We start from the raw sequence: 18,719 nt of genomic DNA on the forward strand, positions 1-18,719 counted from the left end.
CGACACGTCCACCTCGCTCGTGCCCGGACCGGCCGTCCCCTCCGCCCTCTGTCCCCTTGCGAAGCCGACTTCGCCTCCCGCCACTCATACGCCTGAACAGATGGAGCCCTGAGGTCCACGTCATGGAACGTCGCAAATTGCTCGGACTCATCACCGCCGGCGCAGCCTCCTTCGGGGGCCTTCTGGCCGTGAACGCGCAGAATTCCTCCGCCTCCGATTCACTGGCGATTCCCGTCAATCGGTCGCCGCGCCCGATAAAACGCGGAAACAAAACGCTGGTCGCCTATTACTCCAAGACCGGACGGAACTACCCCAACCTTGAGCTCACGGTCGGGAACACGGCCCGAATAGCCCGCTTCATCCACGCCAGGGTCGGCGGGGATATCTTCGAGATCGTCCCGTCCCGCCCGTATCCGGTTGACTACGACCAGACGGTGGACCAGGCGCAGCGAGAAGAAAGCCGGAACATCTATCCCGCCATCAAGGGTGCGGTGCCTGATACGGATCCGTACTCCACCATCTTCCTCGGGCACCCGGTGTGGTGGGGCGAACAGCCCATGGTCGTCCAGACGTTCATGCGGGACCGCGACCTGAACCGCGGCACGATCATTCCCTTCGTCACTCACGAGGGATCCGGGTTCGGCAACTCGCTGGACGTCCTGGATCAGTACTACCCCGAGGCCCGCGTCCTGGACGGATTCTCCGCACGCGGCACCGACGTCTACGACAACCCGGGGGCAGCACGCCGTGACGTCAACGCCTGGCTGGAAGGGCTGGGCTTGTGATGGGCGGAAAGCTGATGATGTGGAGCCTTGTGCTCATCTTCCCGCTGCCGCTCGTGCTCGCGCTGAATCTGCAGAGCACCGATGTCCCGTCCATGCGGCTGTACCTCACCTGGGGACTCATCGCCTACAGCTGGTGGCTGCTGGCCATCCTGCTGAGCGTACGGCCGACCTGGCTGGGACGCGGTGTCGGGTTGCCTTCGGTCTATGCCCTGCACGGCATGCTCGGGGTCTTCGCCCTCGTACCGGCGTATCTACACAAGGAGAACACCTTCGCCCCTGACGACCTGTCAAGATTCCTCGGAGACTGGGGCTTCTACGCGGCACTGGCCGTGCTGTGCTACTCCGTCGTGTTCATGAGCGGCTGGCTGACCGACAGGTCGCGTCTCGCGCTCAAGGTGAAAAGCCGGCTGGAGACAGTCTTCCGGCGCCGGTTCTCGGTGTGGATCCACCGGCTCAACCTGGTCGTCGTCCTCATGATTTGGCTTCACGTCCATCTGATCGGACGCGTCAACCAGCACTTCGTCTTCATGGCCCTCTTCGACTTCTATACGGTGGTCGTGCTCGGGATCTACGTGTGGAAGAAGTGGGTGGCACCGGACTCCTTCCTCGCCGGGGCCGTACAGGAGAACGTCGCGCTCAACGGTTCCACCCGCAAGATCGCCATCGCCCTCGACCGCACGGCGGCCACTTCCCGCCCCGGCGACTTCTACTTCCTCAGCTTCGAAGACGCACGTCTCGGCCGGGAGTGGCACCCCTTCTCCGCCACCGACGAACGCCGTGACGTCCTGACCTTCACCATCCGGCAGACCGGGGACTACACCCGCAGGATCGGCACAGTCGTTCCGGACACGCGTGTGCGTCTGGAGGGCCCGTTCGGCCGGTTCGACTCCGTAGTGAACAGGCGCACCGATGACGCACCGCTCGTACTCGTGGGGATGGGTGCGGGCATCGCACCGCTGCTGAGCCTGGCCGCGCAATACCTCACGGACCGTCGGATCCACCTGCTGTGGTCGGTACGTCACGCCGACGACGCCTACTACGGCACTCTGCTCGACGCATACGAACGCCGCAGCGGGGGCCGGCTCACGATCACGATCCAAGTGGGCCGGTTCCACCGAGATCAGCTCAGGGCACTTCTCCCGGAGGGCGAGGTCAGACGCGGGGACTTCTTCGTGGTGGGACCCAACCCGGCCGTGCTGGCCACCCAACGGACACTGCGCCGGATCGGGGTGTCACGAAGCAGAATTCATCATGAACGACTCACGATGTAGCCCGCGTCCGCCAAAGGCATCCAGCAGCGGCTCGGCATCTTTCACGTCGTGCGACGGCAGGGCGGGGTGGATGACGGCGGTGTAGGTACCGTCAGCCATGGGTTTCAGTGTGGCGTTGTCGGTCTGAGCGGCGGGCGAGCGGCGCAGGTCTCCCGCAGGTCCTGCGCGGCGCGTTGGACGGCCTGGGTGCTCTGGTCGCCGTAGGGCTCGACAAAGGGTCGTGTATGAGAGCGGCCAGTCATGCTCTGTGGCCATCACGCGGCGCTCACCGGTGCTGTCGTTCGGCGGTGCCGGGGCTGCTGGTGGGCGAGGTGTTCTCGGTGGCGGCCCAGGTGGCGAGGAGTTGCAGGGCGTCGTGCTCGGGGCTGCCGGGTTCGGCGGTGTAGGCGGTGAGGGTCAGGCCGGGCTGCGCGGGCAGTTCCATGGCGTTGAAGTCCAGGGTGAGGGCGCCGACGGCGGGGTGGCGGAAGGATTTGCGGCCGGTGTGGTGCAGGCGCACGTTGTGCTTGGCCCAGGCGGTGCGGAACTCCTCGCTGCGGGTGACGAGCTCACCGACCAGCTGGGTGAGGTCACTGTCGTGCGGCGCGCGTCCGGCCTCGGTGCGCAGCAGGGAGACGGTGGTGTTCAGGGACTGGTCCCACTCGGGGAAGAAGTCTCGGCCGCGCGGGTCGAGGAACTGGAAGCGGGCGATGTTGACCGGTTGCGGGGCGCCGTCGGCGTACAGGGGCGCGTACAAAGCCCGGCCGAGGGGGTTGGCGGCCAGGATGTCCAGGCGGCCGTTTCGGATGAAGGCCGGTGAGTCGGTCATGGAGTCCAGGACGCGCAGGACGCTGTCCGGGAGGGGGCCGCGGGCGCGCTTGCGGCGGGCGGGGCGCTTGGCGGCGGCGCGGGCCAGGTCGTAGAGGTGGGCGCGTTCGGCGTCGTCGAGCTGGAGGGCGCCTGCGACGGCGTCGAGAACCTCCTCGGAAGCCCCGGCGATGTGGCCGCGTTCCAGGCGGACGTAGTAGTCGATGCTGACGCCGGCGAGCAGGGCGACTTCCTCGCGGCGCAGACCCGGCACCCGCCGGTTTCCGCCGTAGGCGGGCAGGCCGGCCTGCTGCGGGGTGATCTTGGCCCGACGTGAGGCCAGGAATTCGCGGATGTCGCTCTCGGTACTCACGCATTTCAGGGTAAGGCGGTCGGCGCACGGGTGGGGGGTCCTCTCAGTACCTGTAAGCCCAGGCCCTCCCTCACCTCTGTGATCTGCGGTTTCCTCGATATCGCAGCGGTTGAGACCTTCGGGTCACGGGCAGTGGCGGCTGCCGAAGAACCGTCTCCGCCCCACAGTGGTCTTGACCGGCCCGCACCGTTTTGATCAAGGAGTCATCGCATGCCGAAGCAGTCCGCACCCCAGGAGCTCGCCGTCATCGCGCCGAAGCTCGTCGAGGTCACCAACGAGGTGCTCTTCGCCGACGTCTGGGAGCGCCCCGGGCTGTCCCCGCGCGACCGCAGCCTGGTCACCGTGAGCGTGCTGGCCGCCCTCTACCGCTCCGAGCAGCTCGGCTACCACCTGGGCGTCGCCCTGGACAACGGCCTGAGCGTCGAGGAGCTGTCCGAGGCCATCACCCACCTCGCCTTCTACGCGGGCTGGCCCAACGCCATGACCGCGATCAACCAGCTCAAGAAGATCGCCGACGACCGTAACGCCACCTGACCGCCCCCCCCCAGCCCCCCACGACCAAGGAACACCGCCATGGAACACATCACCTCCACCCCCACCATGAAGGCCCCGGCCGAGCGCTTCACCGGCGACGTCTACCTCAACATGATCGAGGCCCCCACCGAGCCCGCCCGCCTCGCGGCCGGCCTGGTGCGCTTCACTCCCGGCGCCCGCACCAACTGGCACTCCCACGCCAACGGCCAGGTCCTCTATGTCACCGATGGCGTCGGCCTGGTCGGCACCCGTGACGGCAGCGTCGTGCGCATCAGCGCCGGGCAGATCCTCAAGTGCCCGGCCGGCGAGGAACATTGGCACGGCGCGACCGACAGCAACCTCATGGCGCACATCGCCCTCGTGGTCGGTGACGACAGCGGCGACGGCACCACCTGGCTGGAGCCCGTCACCGACGCGCAGTACGAAGCCGCGCTCAGCAGCAGCCACTGACCGACCGGCCCACCCGCCCCCCTCCCGCGCCAACCGCGCGGGAGGCCACAGGCGAAGCCCGGGCATCATGCCGGGGCGGCCGCGGTCTCCCCTCGCGGGGTGGGCGGGCCGGGCACCGTCGCCCGGAGGGGCAGGTCCACATCGAGGCGGCTGTTCATATCCAGCTCGAACCGGCTGTACGGATCGACGTGCGTCCAGAACAGCGGCGACAGCCCGAGCCGTGCGTACGCTCACCGGCCCGGTGCGGCTATGCGTGACCGAGAGGTGCGTCGCTTCCGCCGTCGATGAGGTTCGCTTGGGCTTTGCTGCCGTGGAAGTCGCGGGAGCGCTGCGCGGTGCCGAAGCCGCCATAGGGATAGCCGCCGTGCTGCGGTGAGCTGACGGTGTTGAGGGCGGCGGTGGTGTCGGCGTCGAGGTGGAGCTCAGCCGCGCCGAGGTTTTCGGTGAGGTGGGTGAGGGTGCGGGCGCCGACGATGGGAGCGGCGACGGAGGACTGGTCGGCTGCCCAGGCCAGGGCGACCTGGCTGGGCGTGTTGCCGGTCTCGCGGGCGATGCGGACGACCGCATCGATGGTGTGCCAGTTGCGGTCGGAGGCGGCGTACTCGGCGGAGACCCACTGGTAGAGCTCGTCCTCGGAGCCGGCGCGGGTGTCAGGGGCGGGGGTGCTGCCGCGCTGGTACTTGCCGGTGAGGAAGCCCCCGGCGAGCGGTGACCAGGGCAGCAGGGAGACGTTGTTGTGCAGCGCGGCGGGGACGACTTCGTATTCGCTCTCGCGGGAGAGCAGGCTGTACTGCTGCTGGAGCGTCACGGGCACGTGGGTGCCCATCTGTTGCGCGGTGGAGAGGGTGAGCTGGAGCTGCCAGCCGGTGAAGTTGGACAGCCCCAGGTAGTTGATCTTCCCGGAGTGGACGGCGTCGTCGAGGAAGGACAGCGTCTCCTCGATCGGCGTCAGGGGGTCCCAGGCGTGGATCTGGTACAGGTCGACGTGGTCGCGTCCGAGGCGGCGTAGGGAGGCGTCGAGCGAGCGGCGCAGCTGCCGGCGTGTGGAGCCGAGGCTGTTGACGTCGGTGCCGGTGCCGTAGCGGCCCTTGGTGGCCAGTACGACGCGGTCGGTGACGTCCGTGGGGCGGCTGGTGAACCAGCGGCCGATGATCTCTTCGCTGCTTCCGCCGCCGTAGACGTTGGAGGTGTCGACCAGGTTGCCGCCAGCGTCCACGAACGCGTCCAGGAGCGCGAACGCCTCGTCTTCAGGGGTCTGGACGCCGAAGTACATCGTGCCGAACGCGATGCGGGAGACGGCGGTTCCGGTGTTGCCGAGCTTGCGGTACTCCATGGTGCTCCTTGTCAGTTGTACGGTCACGCCGCGGTGTGGGAGAGCTGCGGCGGACTTGGGACGCCCCCTGGACGTCATCGCCTCCGCGCCGACAGTCGGCTTCGCAGGTCTTGGGGCCGCCGCAGGTCGCTCAGTGGTACCGGGGGTGCGCGCTGAGGGCGTCGAGGTTGATGGTTCCGCGCTGCAGTTTCGCGTCGTGGGGGGCGTTGAGTCCGGCGTTGGCGATGTACAGCTGATCGCCGCGTACGGAGGTGGTGGTGGGTGAGGCGAGGCCGTCGTCGATGGTGAGGACGGTCCAGTGGGTCCCGTTCGGGTGCACGACGGCGACCCGGTCGGCCGGGTCGTTCTGCGCGGCGAAGACCATGTCGGAGTGGTTGTTCAGGAAGGAGAAGTCGTCGACGTCGGGGAGCTTGTCGGCGACGGTGTGGCTGCGGCCGGGGGCGCCGTGGGCCGTGACCGGGATCCTCAGCAGGGTGCCCTTGCTGTAGTTGCTCAGCCATACGGCGTCCTTGTGGAAGCGGACGCCGTTCACGCCCAGCTTCAGGGATGCCCCCGGGGCGGGTGTGAGCTCCGGGTCGGTCAGCCAGAGCCTCGCCGATCCGCCGGAGACGGGCACGGCCCATACCGTGCCATTGATGCTGTCGGCGGCGTAGAGGGTACGGCCCGCCCGATCGATGGCCAGGCCGTTGGGCAGGCCGTCGGCGGGCAGGGCGGCCAGGCGCTGGGGGCGGCCGCGCGGGGGAAGTTCCCATACTCCGGCCCGGGAGGGGGCGTCGGAGTCCACGTTGTAGTAAACGGTGCCGTCACTGCCGCGGGTATTGCCGGTGATCTGATCGCCCAGGTACCCGCCGACAAGCGTGGTGCGCTGCCCGGACGAGGTGATGCGCACGAGCTTCGGCGGCTTGTTCGCGGTCACACCCAGCAGGGACACGGTCAGGGAACCGTCCGGGTTGACGGTGACGTTCTCGGGTGAGTCACCGGAGGAGAAGTCGAACGCGGCCGCGGTCTTCACACCAGTGACGACCGGCTGAGCGCCGTCTCCTCCAGTGGTCGCGGACGCGGACGGGGTAGAGACGAGAACGGCCGCCAGAGCGGGGATTGCTGCGGCCTGAGGGAAGCGAAGGCGCACGGTGTTACTCCGTGTGAAAGCGGCTGGAGGACGACGGAGCAGTGCCGCACGTCCCCGGGCCGGGCAGCGCCCCCGGCCGACCACCTGGCGGCCGGGGCGCTGACTGCGGGTCAGGTGACTACAGGTGGGAGCCGCAGCGCGGCATCAGGTGTCGAACCGCACCCCGCCGAGCCACGCGACCTTTTCGGGGTCGTGGTGGTCGAAGATCTGGCTGCGGCCGGTGTCCAGGCCTGCGATGCGCGCCATCTCATCGGCGGCGAGCTGGAAGTCGAAGACGTCGAGGTTTTCTGCCATACGTTCGGGCCGCACCGACTTCGGGATCACGACGACCTCGCGCTGGACCAACCAGCGAAGGGCGATCTGGGCGACGGACTTGTCATGGACGCGGGCGATGTCGACGAGCACGGGGTTGTCGAAGAAGCCCTGACCGCCTTCGGCGAGCGGTCCCCAGGACTCGTGCTGGACGCCGTACTCACGCATCAGCTTCTGGTCGACCGCGCGCTGGAAGAACACGTGCGTCTCGATCTGGTTGACCGCGGGGACGATCTCGTTGTGGGCGATGAGGTCGGCGAGCCGGTCGGGGTAGAAGTTGCTGACGCCGATCGCCCGGGTGCGCCCGGCCCGGTTGAGTTCCTCCATGGCCCGCCAGGCGCCGTAGTAGTCGCCGAAGGGCTGGTGCATCAGGTAGAGGTCGAGGTGGTCGAGACCGAGGCGGTCGAGCGAACGGTCGAAGGCGCGCTTGGCGCTCTCCAGGCCGTAGTCCTGGACCCACAGCTTGGTGGTGATGAACAGCTCGTCGCGGGGGATGCCGCTGGCGGCGATCGCCCGGCCCACGGCTCGCTCGTTCTCGTACGCCGCGGCGGTGTCGAGCAGGCGGTAGCCGGCTTCGAGCGCGGCCTCGACCGCCTGCTGGGTCTGGGCTTCGGGGATCTGGAAGACGCCGAAACCGAGGATCGGCATCTGCACGCCGTTGTCGAGGGAAACCTGGGGGACCTTGCTGGTCATGGGAAGCCTTTCTCGTGTATGGGTTTCAGAGATGGGGGTGTGGGACCGGAACCGGGGATGTGGCACCGGGGAAGCCGGCGCTCCCCGGTTCGGTGTCAGCCCCGCGCTGCTCCCGTCGTGCGACGGGAGGCGGCCAGGAGGCCCAATGGCAGCAGGGCTGCCAGGGCGAAGGCGAAGCCGGTCAGCGACGGGCCCTTGAGGCCCAGGCTGGTGGTCAGGGCGACGCCGCCGAGCCAGGAGCCCGTGGCGATGCCGACCTGGAACGCGGACGTGGCCAGGGCCATGGGCAGGGAGCGGCCGGCTCCGGCGATGCGGACCACCTCGCCGACCACGATGGGGTTGTTGGCGAAGCCGGATGCGCCGAGCAGCACGACCAGGACCACGGCCAGGACGCTGTTGGTCGCCCACAGGGCGATGGCGCCCAGGAGCGCGGCCGTGACCGCAGTGGCCGGGATCAGCGTGGTGTAGGGCCGGCGGTCGCCGACGCGCCCGCCGAAGGAGGTGCCGCCCAGAGCGCCGATGCCGAAGCCGAGCATCGCCAGCGGCACCACGGCCGTCGCGAGCCCGGCCCGCTCGGTCAGCAGGGGGGCGACGTAGCTGTAGGCGGCCATGATGCCGGCTTGGATGAGCGCGATGGCCAGGTAGACCAGCCACAGGCGCGGATGCCCCAGCGCTGCCGTCTCCGCGCGCAGGGAACTGTCGGCACGTTTGGTGTCGGCGGGCACGTGGCGGGCCACCACGGCGGCGGCGGCCACCGCGAGCGCGGCGAGCGTCCAGAAGGGGACCTGCCAACCACCCAGTTGGCCGGCTGCCGTACCGAGCGGGACGCCGACGATGTTGGCGAGGGTGATGCCGCCGACCATCACACCCATGGCGCGGGTACTGACCGCCGGTCCCGCGGCGGCCGTCGCCACCACCGCGCCCACGGCCCAGAAGGTGCCGTTGCCCAGAGCGGCAGCGCCCCGGCCGACGAGCGCGAGCCCCAGGCTGGAGCTGAGCGCGCTGACGACGTGGCCCGCGGCGAAGACCAGCAGCGCGGCTACCAGGGCCGAGCGGCGCGGCAGGCGCTGGGTCGCGACGGACATCACCGGCGCGCCGATCATCATGCCCACGGCGAAGGCGGTGATCAGCGTCCCGGCACTGGAGACGCTGACACCGAGCGCGCCCGAAATCTCCGGCAGCAGGCCGGAGACGACGAACTCGCTGGTGCCCATGATGAAGGCGATGGCACCCAGCAACCACACCACCGGCGGCAGCTTGACCTTCCCGGCAGGCACTGCCCTGCTGCCGTCATCCGTGAGCGGTGCGGCGGCCGAGGTGTCCGGCTTCGTGGACGAGGGGGAACTCACTGACGATCCTTTCAAGAGAGCCGGCGCGGGCCCCGGTCGCCCGAAGGCGTTCCGGCAAAGCGGCATGCGCGACCAAGGCTGTGCGGGCGGAGCGCTTCAGGCCCGCCGCACTCCACGCAACCAGCAGCCGAGCTCGGCATCCAGGCACGCTTGTGAGGGGTAACAGCAGGGACCCGCTCATGCCGAGAACGTGAGCGTGCACAGGGCGAATCGGGGTAAACGGCCGCGGCACAAAAGAGGACGGTCCGGATCGCCGGAACTGACATGACGCCAGGTGCGACGGGCGTGAAACGCAGCAGGCCGACCGGCACAGGGGCGGCGCTGGGGCGGGGAGGTCTGAACGGAGGCGCCGGGCTCGGTGTCAGCGTTCGGTTTCGGCCCGCGAGGCGACCGCGTCCCGGTCCTGGCTCGCCGCCCAGCTGGCGAGCAGTTTCAGGGCGTCCGCAGCCGGGGTATCGGGATCGGCGCTGTAGACGGTGAGTGACAGCCCCTCGTCGCCGGGCAGCTCCAGCGTCTCGTGGACCAGCTCCATCTCGCCCACCGCCGGGTGGTGGAACCGCTTGGTTCCCTCGGTGAAGACGTGCACGTCGTGTGCGCCCCACATCGTGCGGAAGGCGTCACTGCGGGTGGACAACTCACCGATCAAGTTCGACAGTTCACGGTCGTAGGGGTCCTTGGCGACCTCGACGCGCAGCACGCCCACGCCTTGGCGGGCCACGCGTTCCCAGTCGGGATACATGCGGGGGGCCCGCGGGTCGAGGAAGACGAACCGGCAGGTGTTGACCGGCTCCACCTCGAACACCTCGCTGTGCAGAGCTCGGGCGAGCGGATTGGCCGCCAGGATGTCCATCCGGTTGTTGCGCACGTACGCCGGCTGGTCGTGCAGGCCCTCGACGATGCGCAGCACACTCGGCCGCACGGTGACCTTCTTCGGGCGGCGCCGGACCCGGGCCGGGCTGGTATTGGCCGCCCGGGCCAGGGCGTAGAGGTGATCCCGCTCGGTGTCGTCCAGGCGCAGGGCCTGGGCGAGGGCGTCCAGGACGCTGTCGGAGACCCCGCTGAGATTGCCGCGCTCCAAGCGCGTGTAGTACTCGACGCTCATCCCGGCCAGCATCGCGACCTCACCACGGCGCAGCCCGGGCACACGCCGCTGCCCGTACACCGGCATGCCCGCCTGCTCGGGTGTGATCCTGTCGCGCCGAGACTTGAGGAATGCGCTGACTTCGGCCCGGTTGTCCATGGATCCCAGCGTAGGAAAACGGAGCGATCAGTGGGGGTCCCTGTCAGTACCCCTCACAGCACGGACGCGCACAACAGGGCCGGAGACAGCGCGGTTCCCGGCCGGGGCCGCACCTCACCCAGCCTTCGGGCGGCCCTCGGCGTCAGCCACTCGGTAGACGCCGGTCCGGCGCGACCCGACAAGCGGAGCATCCTATCCGATTCCGTGATACGGTAGTGACATCAAAACGGAAAGGCCTATCCGAATCTCGAAGTGGATAAACCTATCCAGATGGAGGATCTTCCCGTGCCATGTCTTCCCGAAAGGACTCTGCCGTGACCAGCATCGCCATCGTCGGAGCCGGCCCCCAGCTGGGTCTGGCCATCGCCCGTACCTTCGGCTCGCAGGGTTTCGACGTCGCCCTGATCTCCCGCAACCGGGAGAAGCTCGACGGCCTCGTCGGAACACTGACTGCTGAGGGCATCACCGCCGCCGCGTTCCCCGCGGACGTGCTCGACCGCGACGCGCTCACCCAGGCGCTCAAGGACGCCGCCACCCACTTCGGCGGCATCGACGTGCTGGAGTACTCCCCGGTGGGGACGTTCGGCTCCACCGCGCTGACCGCTCCGACCGACACCGAACCGTCCCATGTGCAGCACGAGATCGAGTTCCAGCTGTACGGGGCCATCGCCGCCACCAAGGCAGTGCTGCCCGCGATGCGTGAGGCCGGCGCGGGCACCCTGCTCTACACAACGGGCGCCGGCTCCATCGACCCCGTACCGCAGGTCGGCAACGTCAACGCCGCCGCTGCGGCCCTGCGCAACTGGGCGGTCAACCTGCACAAGGAGCTGCACGGCACCGGCGTCCAGGCCGCCCACGTCGGCATCGACGTGTCGATCGGCATGTCGGTCATCCCCGACTTCCCGACAGCCCAGCCCGAGGAGATCTCCCCCGTCTACTGGGACCTCCACACCACCAAGCGCGACCAGGCCGAACTCGTCTTCAGCCGCTGACGTCCGGCCCCCTGTCGTGATCATCCTCGCCGAACCTCGATCGCGCCGCGGAGTTCCGGGCCGCGGCGCGATCGAGGCGAAGGACATCGCTCCGATGGGCAGTGCCGACCTCGGCGCTCGGAGCCTCGATCGTCATGAGGGCTGCCGAGCCCGGCAAGCACTTCATCCCTGACGCCCACGCCTGCTGATGCCAGCCGTCAACCCATCCCCCCACTGTTTCGAGGAGTGCACCGACATGACCACCACGACTGACCCGTCCTACGTCGACCCCGCGCTGATCAACCCCCACGCCGTACGTCTCATCGAGGCGTTCAAGGACTTCCTGGCCCGCATGCGCGACGAGGAGGGACTGACCTTCGAGGACTTCAGCGTGGCCGCCGGTCTCCTGCAAAGGGCCCAGCAGAGCACCGGCGCCCCCCTGGCGATGGTCTTCGGCCCGCTGTACAGCGAGGTCTTCATGGACGGCCGGGACGGCTACACCCCCGCCGCGGGCGTCGACGCCTTCACGGTCCTCTCCGGCACCCCGCACATCGGCAACCCCGGCACCCTGCCGATGCGGCCGGACGAGCCCGGCACACCGCTGTCCGTCTCCGGTCGCGTCCTGGACGGCCACGGCCGGCCGATCGAGGGCGCCAGGCTGGAGATCTTCCACGCCGCCGACAACGGCAACTACTCCGGGCTCTACGACGACGGGGTGCCCAAGTACAACCTGCGCGGGCACCAGTTCACCGACGCCGACGGCCGCTACGCCTTCACCACCATCACCCCGTCGGCCTATGCCGAACCCCATCTCGCGGCGGTCGAGGGAGTCGCCGAGGCCTGCGCGGCCCTTGGGCGCAGCCTGTACCGCCCGGCCCACATCCACTACGAGGTCCACCACCCCGACCTGATCACTCCCTGGGCGGGCGAGATCTACTTCAAGGGAGACCCCGTCATCCCCGTCGACTTCGTCGGCGGACAGAAGGCCCCTCTTTCCCTGCAGGCCGACACCGTCCTGCACGAGGACCCCGAGGCCATCGCCGCAGCCGGCTTCCAGGGCCCCTACCGGACCATGGAGTTCGACTTCGTCCTCAAGACCCGCACCAGCCCTGACACCATCGCCCCGAAGGGGACAGCGGCATGAGCCTCGAGGACACGACCGCCTGGTCCCTGTCCCGGCTCAACACCGCCTTCTACCACTACTACGACCGCCGCGAACACGACGCGGTGCTCGCATTCTTCGCCCCCGACGCCCTGTACGAGGTTCAGGGACGGAGGCTGCGCGGCCACGCCGAGATCCTGGACGCGCTCAACGCCCGCCCCGGTCCGGAGCAGACCATCCGCCACATCATGGGCGCGACGCACTTTCACACCATCGGTGAGACCACCGCCCAGGGAACCGTCACCGTGCTCGGATACGGCGGACTCACCCCCACCGAAGCAGGGCCGGCTCCCTACACGGTGGCAACCGGCGGACACGTCTTCGAACTGGCCGACCACTACCGGCTCGACAACGGCCGCTGGAAGATCGTCCACCGCATAGCCCGTCAGATCCTGACCCCGGTCCACGACTGACAATCCGCACCTCGGGGATCACCCAACGGCAGGCGCTCCCCGAGGTCGTGGTGCCACGGTGCGGTCGGGCATCCGGAGCGGCGACACCTTCATGAACAGGGCCCGATCACCCCGCTGCCCCCGGTTTGTCGTCAGGTGAGCTGCGGCATGACCTCGGCCGCGATCCAGTCCATGGCCTTCTCCACCTGCCCCTCCATGCTGGGAAGCCAGAGGGTGCAGACGGTGAGCCCTGCCTCGGCGAGACGCCCGAGATCGTCGACGACGCTCGCGGCGCTCGGCTTCCGTCCGCCGAGCGGCCGTCGCTCCGACGGCACCTCGCCCGGAAGGCCAGGAGGGCTGAGGAATTGAACCGAGGCGATCGTCAAACGGTCGGCATCCCCGGGGTCGGCGGCCACTTCCCTCAATCGGCTTCGCATGCCGGTGAGTTCGTCGGCGGTGAGGCTGGAGGCGTACCAGCCGTCACCGAATCGCAAGGCACGACGCAGAGCAGCGTCGCTGTGGCCGCCGACCCACACAGGCGGGCCGCCAGGGGTTCCCGGAGGCATACCGAGGTGCGCGTCGCGCAGGGTCGTGAACGGCCCGTCGAAGTCGGCGGGCCGTTGCGTCCACAGAGCCTTGATGGCTGCGAGGGAGTCATCAGTGCGGGCACCGCGTTCACGGAAGGGCACACCGATGGCGTCGAAGTCATCCGCTTTCCAGCCGACGGCGACGCACAGGGTGAAACGGCCGCCGGACACGAAGTCCAGGGTGGCTGCCTGGTTGGCGAGCAGCACCGCCGGGAAGTACGGCGCGACGAGCACCGATGTCAGCAGCCTCAGGCGTGTCGTCGCGCCCGCGAGGGCCGAGAGCAGGACGAGCGGATCAGACAGGTAGCCGTCGACGGAGTAACCGCTCTCCAGGAGGCGCTGGCCGGCCGCCGCGTGATCGAAGCCGAGGTCCTCGGCGTGGCGTGCGGCGCGGAGCGCAGCGGATGCGTCGTCGGGGGACCAGCGCTGCTGGAGGGAGACACCAAGGTGCAGCGGGGACACGGGAAGGCCTTTCGGTAACCGGCGGGCAAGGAGAGATCGACCCCTTGGGCAATGTTCAAGGGCATTGCCCATATTGTTGGACAGCGTCCAAGACGTCAAGGGTGCAGGGAGACCCCACCACCCCACCTCCGCGGCCAAGTCGGGCTCTTCGGGGAGCAGTTCGTCGCTGCTAAGTGGACGCACAAGACGGCTCGACGGGTCGCCTCGAGCGGCCCGACCACAGCCATCCGCCCTACGCTTCAACCGGCTCCGTGCGCGGCGGAGCGCCCCGTGAGGATCAGGTCGACGCCATAGGCAAAGCGGTCGTCGAAGCTCTCCCCGGTGAGGTGCTCGATCGTCTCCGCGAGGCACGGAAAGGCCGCCGGGTCGGCCGCCGCAGCCTCCACGCCGGGGGTGCGGTCGGGCGATGCCTGCTCCTCGTTGACCAGGCTGATCACGAAGTAGATCAGGGTCCAGGCCGTCCAGGCCACCTCCTTGGAGCTGCGTCCGGTGGCACGCAGGGCGGCGTTGAACGCCTCGGCGAAGGCCAGCTGGTGAGGGCGCGCCAACGAGAAGCCTTCCTGCATCAGGCGGGCGCCGTCACGACGGGAACACAGTGTCGCCCGGAACGACTTCAGGAGCTTGCGAACCCTCTCCTCCGGATGTCGAGGCAGCCGGGCGGGCAGGCAGTCGGCCATCATCGCGTCGGTCGCCGCGCCGATCAGACCGGCCTTGTCCTTCACGTGCCAGGCCACCGCGTTGACCCGCACCCCCAGCCGACCGGCGACGGCCCGCAGGGACAGCCCATCGAGGCCGTCACTCTCCAGCACTTCCATCGCGGCAGCCACGATCCGCTCTTCACTCAGGCCGACATGGGCCCGGGACACCACCGGGCGGGGCTGCTCTACCGAGCTTGACGTCTTGGACATTGCCCAATGATACTCACCACACCATCTTGGACACTGACCAAGACATTCAACCCGGCCCGCGAAGCTGTCCGCCCGCTGGCGGCGGCTCAGGTGCGGGATTTCGAAGGGACATCATCATGGGGAAACTCAGCGGCAAGACCGCTCTCGTCACCGGTTCCAGCCGGGGTATCGGCCGGACCACGGCCGTCGGTCTGGCACGGGAGGGAGCCCTCGTCGCCGTGCACTACGCGCACAACGAGCAGGCCGCCCGGGAGACCGTCGAGCTGATCGAGAAGGACGGCGGCCGGGCCTTCACGGTCGGGGCGGAACTGGGCGTGCCCGGCGACATCGACCAGTTGTTCCACGGCCTGGAGGCCGGCCTCAAGCAGCACACCGGTCAGACGACCCTGGACATCCTGGTGAACAACGCCGCCGAGGCGTCGAACGGAACCGCTCCCGAGGAAGTGTCCGCCGACGAGTTCGACAAGACGTTCGCGGTCAACGTCAGGGCGCCCTTCTTCATCGTCCAGCGCGCTCTCGGACTGATTCCCGACGGGGGACGCATCATCAACATCTCCTCCGGTCTGACCGGGATCGCCAGCCCTTCGCAGACCGTCTACTCGATGTCCAAGGGCGCACTCGAACAGCTCACGAAGCACTTCGCGCGGCACCTCGCTCCCCGAAGGATCACGGTCAACAATGTGCTCCCCGGCGTGGTGGACAACGGACATGAGGCCTTCAAGATCCCCGAACTGCGGGAGCAGCTGTCCCAGGTCTCGGCGTACAAGCGCCTCGCCGAGCCCAAGGATGTCGCCGGCGTGGTCTGCTTCCTCACCACCGACGAAGCAGAGTGGATCACCGGCGCGTCCCTCGACGTCACCGGCGGCAGCCTCCTCGGCTAGGACGAGGACTGAGGAGTCCTCCTGGTCGGACTTCGGCGGCCGACCTCCACGAGCGCCGCGCTGGTGACCCAGTGGGCGCACAGGCGGCTGGGCGGGGGCTCGGGGTCCCACCGGCCCGAGCCCCGACCCACACACGGTCAGAACGACCCCGAACTGCACGAATGCCGGCGCGGACGCGGAACCGCATGCCCTCGACCAGCCACCCTCCCCAAGTCGTGCGCTGGGCCCCTTACCCGACATGCACGGTGATCCGGTCCCTCGGTCAGCTGCTCTTACCCGGCTGCGGCGGGGCGGTGCCCTGGCCGGCGCGGAGCATGGCCTTGTAAAGGGGTTCATGCCCGGGCGAGGCGGGCAAAGCACCGCGCGCCGGGGCCTCAAGGGACTGGATGAACAGGGCGACAACGCGCCGCCAGGCGTCCGGGGCGGCATCGCCGGTGGCGTTGACGACACCGGCATTGGCCATGTGGATCAGCACCAGGTCCGACGGGTCGAAGTCCTCACGCAGACGGCCGGTGGCCTTGGCCCGGTCGATGAGGCGCAGCATGGCCTCGTACGCCTCGTTGCGGCGTTGCTCCAGAACCTTTGCCGTGGGGAAGGTCATGGTCAGGATGTCGGCGAAGCCGCTGTCGGCGGCCTGCATCGCACAGGCGGCCTCGATGTAGCCGACGAACCCGTTCCAGGGGTCGGGGTCGTCCAGCGCGGCGGTGACCGCGTCGGCGTAGGCACCCATACGGTCGGAGAAGACGGCGTCGACCAGTTCCTCCTTCGTCGGGAAGCGGCGGAACATGGTGGCGATCCCCACACCCGCCTCGCGGGCCACGGAGGCCATGGAGGCGGTCAGGCCGTCGCGCGCGAACACCGTGCGGGCGGCGGCGATGATCCGCTCCCGGTTGCGCTCGGCGTCACTGCGCAGAGGCTGAGCGGCGGGGCCTTCGGAGTGCTGGGCGCCAGGGTTCATACCAGCCAGTCTAGCAATCGGATTGACCTATCCATTTTTCCTGCTACGCTAGCCACACAGAACCGGAGAGCGCTATCCATATCGAGAAACGGATAGATGACTCCACTTCTTGGGCGGTCGCTGGAACAGGCCACCGAAGGATTTCGGTGCGGTCGCACCCGCTCGCTCGTCGGTCCCCGATCACGCCGCGCCATACCAGCGCCGCGGCGCCACCTGAAGAAAGTTCCCGCTCAGAATGAACGTGTTCCTTTGGATCGTGCAGGGCGTCCTGGCCGCAGCCTTCGCGGCCTCCGGCCTCGTCAAGATCACCAAGCCCCAGAGCCCGGATCTCTCCCTGCCGCTCGTGCGCCTGATCGGTGCCGCCGAGACGGCCGCCGCCCTCGCTCTGGTCCTCCCGGCGGCCCTCGACATCGCGACCGTGCTCACACCGCTGGCCGCCACCGGCCTCGCAGTGCTCATGGTCCTGGCCATGGGCTACCACGCCCGCCGCAAGGAGTCCATGCCCATCGCGATCAACGCGCTGCTGCTCATCCTCGCGGCCCTCGTGATGTGGGGCCGGTTCGGCCCCCACGCCTTCTGACCCCACCCCTCCGTCGTCACGGCGACCCGGCACTCCGGCAGTACGGGTCGCCTGCTCCCAGCCCAACTGCCCGTACGTGCCCAGGAGATGACCGTGGAGATCGGCATTCTTTCCCTGTCCGACCTGCAGACCGACCCCGCCACGGGAACCCTGCACGACGCCGGGCGCCGAACCCGTGAGATCGTCTCCTACGCGGTCGCCGCCGACCAGGCGGGCCTCGACGTCTTCGGTCTCGGCGAGCACCACAGCCCGGACTTCGCCGTCGCCAACCCCGCCGTCCCGCTGGCCGCGATCGCGCAGGCCACCGACCGCATTCGCCTGACCAGCGCGGTGTCCGTGCTGTCCACCGCGGACCCGGTACGGCTGCACCAGGACTTCGCCTCCCTCGACCTGCTCAGCGACGGCCGAGCCGAAATCATCGCCGGGCGCAGCGCCTTCACCGAAGCGTTCCGTCTCTTCGGCATCGACCTGGACGACTACGACGAGGTCTTCACCGAGAAGCTGCGCCTGCTCCTCGCCATCCGGAAGAACCCCGACCACGTCACCTGGCGCGGGCGCTTCCGCCCAGCCCTGGACGGCCTGCCCGTCCCACCCCTTCGCTGCGGGCCACAACTGCCGCTGTGGCTCGGCGTGGGCGGCACCCCCGCCAGCGTGGAACGCGCCGGGCAGCTCGGCCTGCCCATGGTCCTCGGCCTCATCGGCGGGGACATCCGCCGCGCCCGGGCGGCCGTCGAGCACTACCGGGCCGTCGGCGCCGAGGCAGGACACCCCGTCGAGCAACTCAAGCTCGGTGTCTCCACCCACTTCTACGTCGGCTCCACCTCCCAGGGCGCACGAGACGACCTCTTCCCGTATTACCGCGAGTACCTGCGCCCCAAGCCGCCCACCGGACGCGGCTGGCATGTCTCCCGCGCCGACTTCGACGCCGTATCGAGCCCGTACGGCGCGCTGGTGGCAGGCAGCCCGCAGGAGGTCATCGACAAGATCCTCACCGAGCACGAACTGTTCGGCCTGGACCGGTTCCTCGGCCAGGTCGACTTCGGCGGCATGCCCACCTCGATGGTCCACGAGTCCATCGAACTCCTCGCCACCGAGGTAGCCCCCGCCATCCGCAAGGAACTCGGCCTGCCGACGGTCTGAAATCCGGTGCGTCCGGCTCCACGCGCGCCCTCGCCCGATCGTCCCCCACTCAGAAGGAGCAGACAGGCATGACCACACCCCCCGACCCGTCGCACACCGACGCGACACGTCTCGTCGAGGCGTTCAGGGACGCTCTGGTCCGCATGCGCGACGGAGAGGACCTGACCGCCGACGACCTCGACGCGGCCACCGATCTGCTGCGGATGGTGCAGCCGCCCGGCGGTACCGCCCTGGCGGCGGCGATCATGCCGCAGTTCACGGAGGTGTTCCAGGGGCGCCGGGACGACACCACCCCGTCCGAAGAGTCAGCAGTCCCGCCCACGTCCGCCCCGGCACCCTGCCACTGTGTTCCGAAGAGCCCCGAACCACGCTGGTGGTGAAGGTGCGTCCCGGCGGCGCGCATGGATGCCGTCGCCCCTGATC

The 18,719-nt window shown here is 69.0% G+C and carries 21 protein-coding genes; 11 read left to right on the forward strand and 10 right to left on the reverse strand.

The window, feature by feature from the left end:
• The first annotated feature begins 122 nt into the window (after positions 1-122).
• Complete coding sequence (locus tag ACH41F_RS40640) at positions 123-785, forward strand: flavodoxin (RefSeq protein ID WP_398839760.1); 663 nt, start codon at positions 123-125, stop codon at positions 783-785.
• A gap of 14 nt (positions 786-799) precedes the next feature.
• A complete protein-coding gene (locus ACH41F_RS40645; protein WP_398839761.1) occupies positions 800-2,056 on the forward strand; it encodes a ferric reductase in 1,257 nt (418 codons plus the stop codon).
• Here ACH41F_RS40645 and ACH41F_RS40650 read toward each other — a convergent pair.
• The gene (locus ACH41F_RS40650) at positions 2,018-2,155 is read right to left on the reverse strand and encodes a hypothetical protein (RefSeq protein ID WP_398839762.1); all 138 of its coding nucleotides are present in this window, start codon (positions 2,153-2,155) and stop codon (positions 2,018-2,020) included. The two genes, ACH41F_RS40645 and ACH41F_RS40650, sit on opposite strands and share 39 nt — an antisense overlap.
• A 166-nt stretch (positions 2,156-2,321) precedes the next feature.
• Complete coding sequence (locus tag ACH41F_RS40655; RefSeq protein WP_398839763.1) at positions 2,322-3,215, reverse strand: helix-turn-helix transcriptional regulator; 894 nt, start codon at positions 3,213-3,215, stop codon at positions 2,322-2,324.
• 210 nt (positions 3,216-3,425) lie between these two features.
• Between ACH41F_RS40655 and ACH41F_RS40660 the strand changes: the two genes are divergently transcribed.
• On the forward strand, positions 3,426-3,749 hold the full coding sequence (locus tag ACH41F_RS40660) for a carboxymuconolactone decarboxylase family protein (protein WP_398839764.1): 324 nt from the start codon (positions 3,426-3,428) through the stop codon (positions 3,747-3,749).
• Positions 3,750-3,788: 39 nt separating this feature from the next.
• Entirely contained in the window at positions 3,789-4,199 is a 411-nt protein-coding gene (locus ACH41F_RS40665) for a cupin domain-containing protein (RefSeq protein ID WP_398839765.1), read from the forward strand.
• Positions 4,200-4,446: 247 nt separating this feature from the next.
• Here ACH41F_RS40665 and ACH41F_RS40670 read toward each other — a convergent pair whose 3' ends face one another.
• From ACH41F_RS40670 to ACH41F_RS40690, 5 genes are all read right to left on the reverse strand, one after another.
• Positions 4,447-5,532, reverse strand: coding sequence for an aldo/keto reductase (locus ACH41F_RS40670; protein ID WP_398839766.1), 1,086 nt, complete (start codon positions 5,530-5,532; stop codon positions 4,447-4,449).
• A 130-nt stretch (positions 5,533-5,662) separates the two neighbouring features.
• Positions 5,663-6,544 (reverse strand): hypothetical protein, encoded by an 882-nt coding sequence (locus tag ACH41F_RS40675; protein WP_398839767.1) that lies wholly within the window; start codon positions 6,542-6,544, stop codon positions 5,663-5,665.
• A gap of 261 nt (positions 6,545-6,805) precedes the next feature.
• A complete protein-coding gene (locus ACH41F_RS40680) occupies positions 6,806-7,666 on the reverse strand; it encodes an aldo/keto reductase (protein ID WP_398839768.1) in 861 nt (286 codons plus the stop codon).
• 95 nt (positions 7,667-7,761) lie between these two features.
• Positions 7,762-9,015 (reverse strand): MFS transporter, encoded by a 1,254-nt coding sequence (locus ACH41F_RS40685; RefSeq protein ID WP_398839769.1) that lies wholly within the window; start codon positions 9,013-9,015, stop codon positions 7,762-7,764.
• Between the two features lie 361 nt (positions 9,016-9,376).
• Entirely contained in the window at positions 9,377-10,255 is an 879-nt protein-coding gene (locus ACH41F_RS40690) for a helix-turn-helix transcriptional regulator (RefSeq protein ID WP_398839770.1), read from the reverse strand.
• A 314-nt stretch (positions 10,256-10,569) separates the two neighbouring features.
• On the opposite strand from ACH41F_RS40690, the gene ACH41F_RS40695 reads away from it, so the two are divergent.
• From ACH41F_RS40695 to ACH41F_RS40705, 3 genes are all read left to right on the forward strand, one after another.
• A complete protein-coding gene (locus ACH41F_RS40695; protein ID WP_398839771.1) occupies positions 10,570-11,247 on the forward strand; it encodes an SDR family NAD(P)-dependent oxidoreductase in 678 nt (225 codons plus the stop codon).
• Positions 11,248-11,482: 235 nt separating this feature from the next.
• A complete protein-coding gene (locus tag ACH41F_RS40700) occupies positions 11,483-12,370 on the forward strand; it encodes a hypothetical protein (protein ID WP_398839772.1) in 888 nt (295 codons plus the stop codon).
• Positions 12,367-12,801: a nuclear transport factor 2 family protein gene (locus tag ACH41F_RS40705; protein WP_398839773.1), complete on the forward strand. Its 435-nt coding sequence runs from the start codon at positions 12,367-12,369 to the stop codon at positions 12,799-12,801. Before ACH41F_RS40700 ends, ACH41F_RS40705 begins: the two co-directional genes overlap by 4 nt.
• Before the next feature lie 131 nt (positions 12,802-12,932).
• Here ACH41F_RS40705 and ACH41F_RS40710 read toward each other — a convergent pair whose 3' ends face one another.
• Together ACH41F_RS40710 and ACH41F_RS40715 are read right to left on the reverse strand one after the other, a co-directional pair.
• Entirely contained in the window at positions 12,933-13,829 is an 897-nt protein-coding gene (locus ACH41F_RS40710; protein ID WP_398839774.1) for a TIGR03619 family F420-dependent LLM class oxidoreductase, read from the reverse strand.
• Positions 13,830-14,068: 239 nt separating this feature from the next.
• A complete protein-coding gene (locus ACH41F_RS40715) occupies positions 14,069-14,737 on the reverse strand; it encodes a TetR/AcrR family transcriptional regulator C-terminal domain-containing protein (RefSeq protein ID WP_398839775.1) in 669 nt (222 codons plus the stop codon).
• Positions 14,738-14,853: 116 nt separating this feature from the next.
• On the opposite strand from ACH41F_RS40715, the gene ACH41F_RS40720 reads away from it, so the two are divergent.
• Positions 14,854-15,618, forward strand: a complete 765-nt coding sequence (locus ACH41F_RS40720) for an SDR family NAD(P)-dependent oxidoreductase (RefSeq protein ID WP_398839776.1) — start codon at positions 14,854-14,856, stop codon at positions 15,616-15,618.
• A 262-nt stretch (positions 15,619-15,880) separates the two neighbouring features.
• Here ACH41F_RS40720 and ACH41F_RS40725 read toward each other — a convergent pair whose 3' ends face one another.
• A complete protein-coding gene (locus tag ACH41F_RS40725; RefSeq protein ID WP_398839777.1) occupies positions 15,881-16,576 on the reverse strand; it encodes a TetR/AcrR family transcriptional regulator in 696 nt (231 codons plus the stop codon).
• Positions 16,577-16,811: 235 nt separating this feature from the next.
• Between ACH41F_RS40725 and ACH41F_RS40730 the strand changes: the two genes are divergently transcribed.
• The 3 genes from ACH41F_RS40730 (at position 16,812) to ACH41F_RS40740 (ending at position 18,676) form a co-directional block, all read left to right on the forward strand.
• A complete protein-coding gene (locus tag ACH41F_RS40730; RefSeq protein WP_398839778.1) occupies positions 16,812-17,156 on the forward strand; it encodes a DoxX family protein in 345 nt (114 codons plus the stop codon).
• An 87-nt stretch (positions 17,157-17,243) separates the two neighbouring features.
• Positions 17,244-18,296 (forward strand): LLM class flavin-dependent oxidoreductase, encoded by a 1,053-nt coding sequence (locus tag ACH41F_RS40735; protein WP_398839779.1) that lies wholly within the window; start codon positions 17,244-17,246, stop codon positions 18,294-18,296.
• A gap of 68 nt (positions 18,297-18,364) precedes the next feature.
• Positions 18,365-18,676 carry a hypothetical protein gene (locus ACH41F_RS40740; protein ID WP_398839780.1) on the forward strand — a complete coding sequence of 104 codons (312 nt, stop codon included), beginning with the start codon at positions 18,365-18,367 and terminating at the stop codon, positions 18,674-18,676.
• The last annotated feature ends 43 nt before the right edge of the window (positions 18,677-18,719 follow it).

It is taken from the genome of Streptomyces sp. NPDC020489, from assembly GCF_044386545.1.
GTDB lineage: Bacteria > Actinomycetota > Actinomycetes > Streptomycetales > Streptomycetaceae > Streptomyces.

Coding starts and splice junctions, on each gene's coding strand:
- ACH41F_RS40640 (WP_398839760.1), top strand. CDS start 123: ATGGAACGTCGCAAATTGCTCGGACTCATCACCGCCGGCGCAGCCTCC.
- ACH41F_RS40645 (WP_398839761.1), top strand. CDS start 800: ATGATGTGGAGCCTTGTGCTCATCTTCCCGCTGCCGCTCGTGCTCGCG.
- ACH41F_RS40650 (WP_398839762.1), bottom strand. CDS start 2,155: ATGGCTGACGGTACCTACACCGCCGTCATCCACCCCGCCCTGCCGTCG.
- ACH41F_RS40660 (WP_398839764.1), top strand. CDS start 3,426: ATGCCGAAGCAGTCCGCACCCCAGGAGCTCGCCGTCATCGCGCCGAAG.
- ACH41F_RS40665 (WP_398839765.1), top strand. CDS start 3,789: ATGGAACACATCACCTCCACCCCCACCATGAAGGCCCCGGCCGAGCGC.
- ACH41F_RS40670 (WP_398839766.1), bottom strand. CDS start 5,532: ATGGAGTACCGCAAGCTCGGCAACACCGGAACCGCCGTCTCCCGCATC.
- ACH41F_RS40680 (WP_398839768.1), bottom strand. CDS start 7,666: ATGACCAGCAAGGTCCCCCAGGTTTCCCTCGACAACGGCGTGCAGATG.
- ACH41F_RS40690 (WP_398839770.1), bottom strand. CDS start 10,255: ATGGACAACCGGGCCGAAGTCAGCGCATTCCTCAAGTCTCGGCGCGAC.
- ACH41F_RS40700 (WP_398839772.1), top strand. CDS start 11,483: ATGACCACCACGACTGACCCGTCCTACGTCGACCCCGCGCTGATCAAC.
- ACH41F_RS40705 (WP_398839773.1), top strand. CDS start 12,367: ATGAGCCTCGAGGACACGACCGCCTGGTCCCTGTCCCGGCTCAACACC.
- ACH41F_RS40715 (WP_398839775.1), bottom strand. CDS start 14,737: ATGTCCAAGACGTCAAGCTCGGTAGAGCAGCCCCGCCCGGTGGTGTCC.
- ACH41F_RS40720 (WP_398839776.1), top strand. CDS start 14,854: ATGGGGAAACTCAGCGGCAAGACCGCTCTCGTCACCGGTTCCAGCCGG.
- ACH41F_RS40725 (WP_398839777.1), bottom strand. CDS start 16,576: ATGAACCCTGGCGCCCAGCACTCCGAAGGCCCCGCCGCTCAGCCTCTG.
- ACH41F_RS40730 (WP_398839778.1), top strand. CDS start 16,812: ATGAACGTGTTCCTTTGGATCGTGCAGGGCGTCCTGGCCGCAGCCTTC.
- ACH41F_RS40735 (WP_398839779.1), top strand. CDS start 17,244: ATGACCGTGGAGATCGGCATTCTTTCCCTGTCCGACCTGCAGACCGAC.
- ACH41F_RS40740 (WP_398839780.1), top strand. CDS start 18,365: ATGACCACACCCCCCGACCCGTCGCACACCGACGCGACACGTCTCGTC.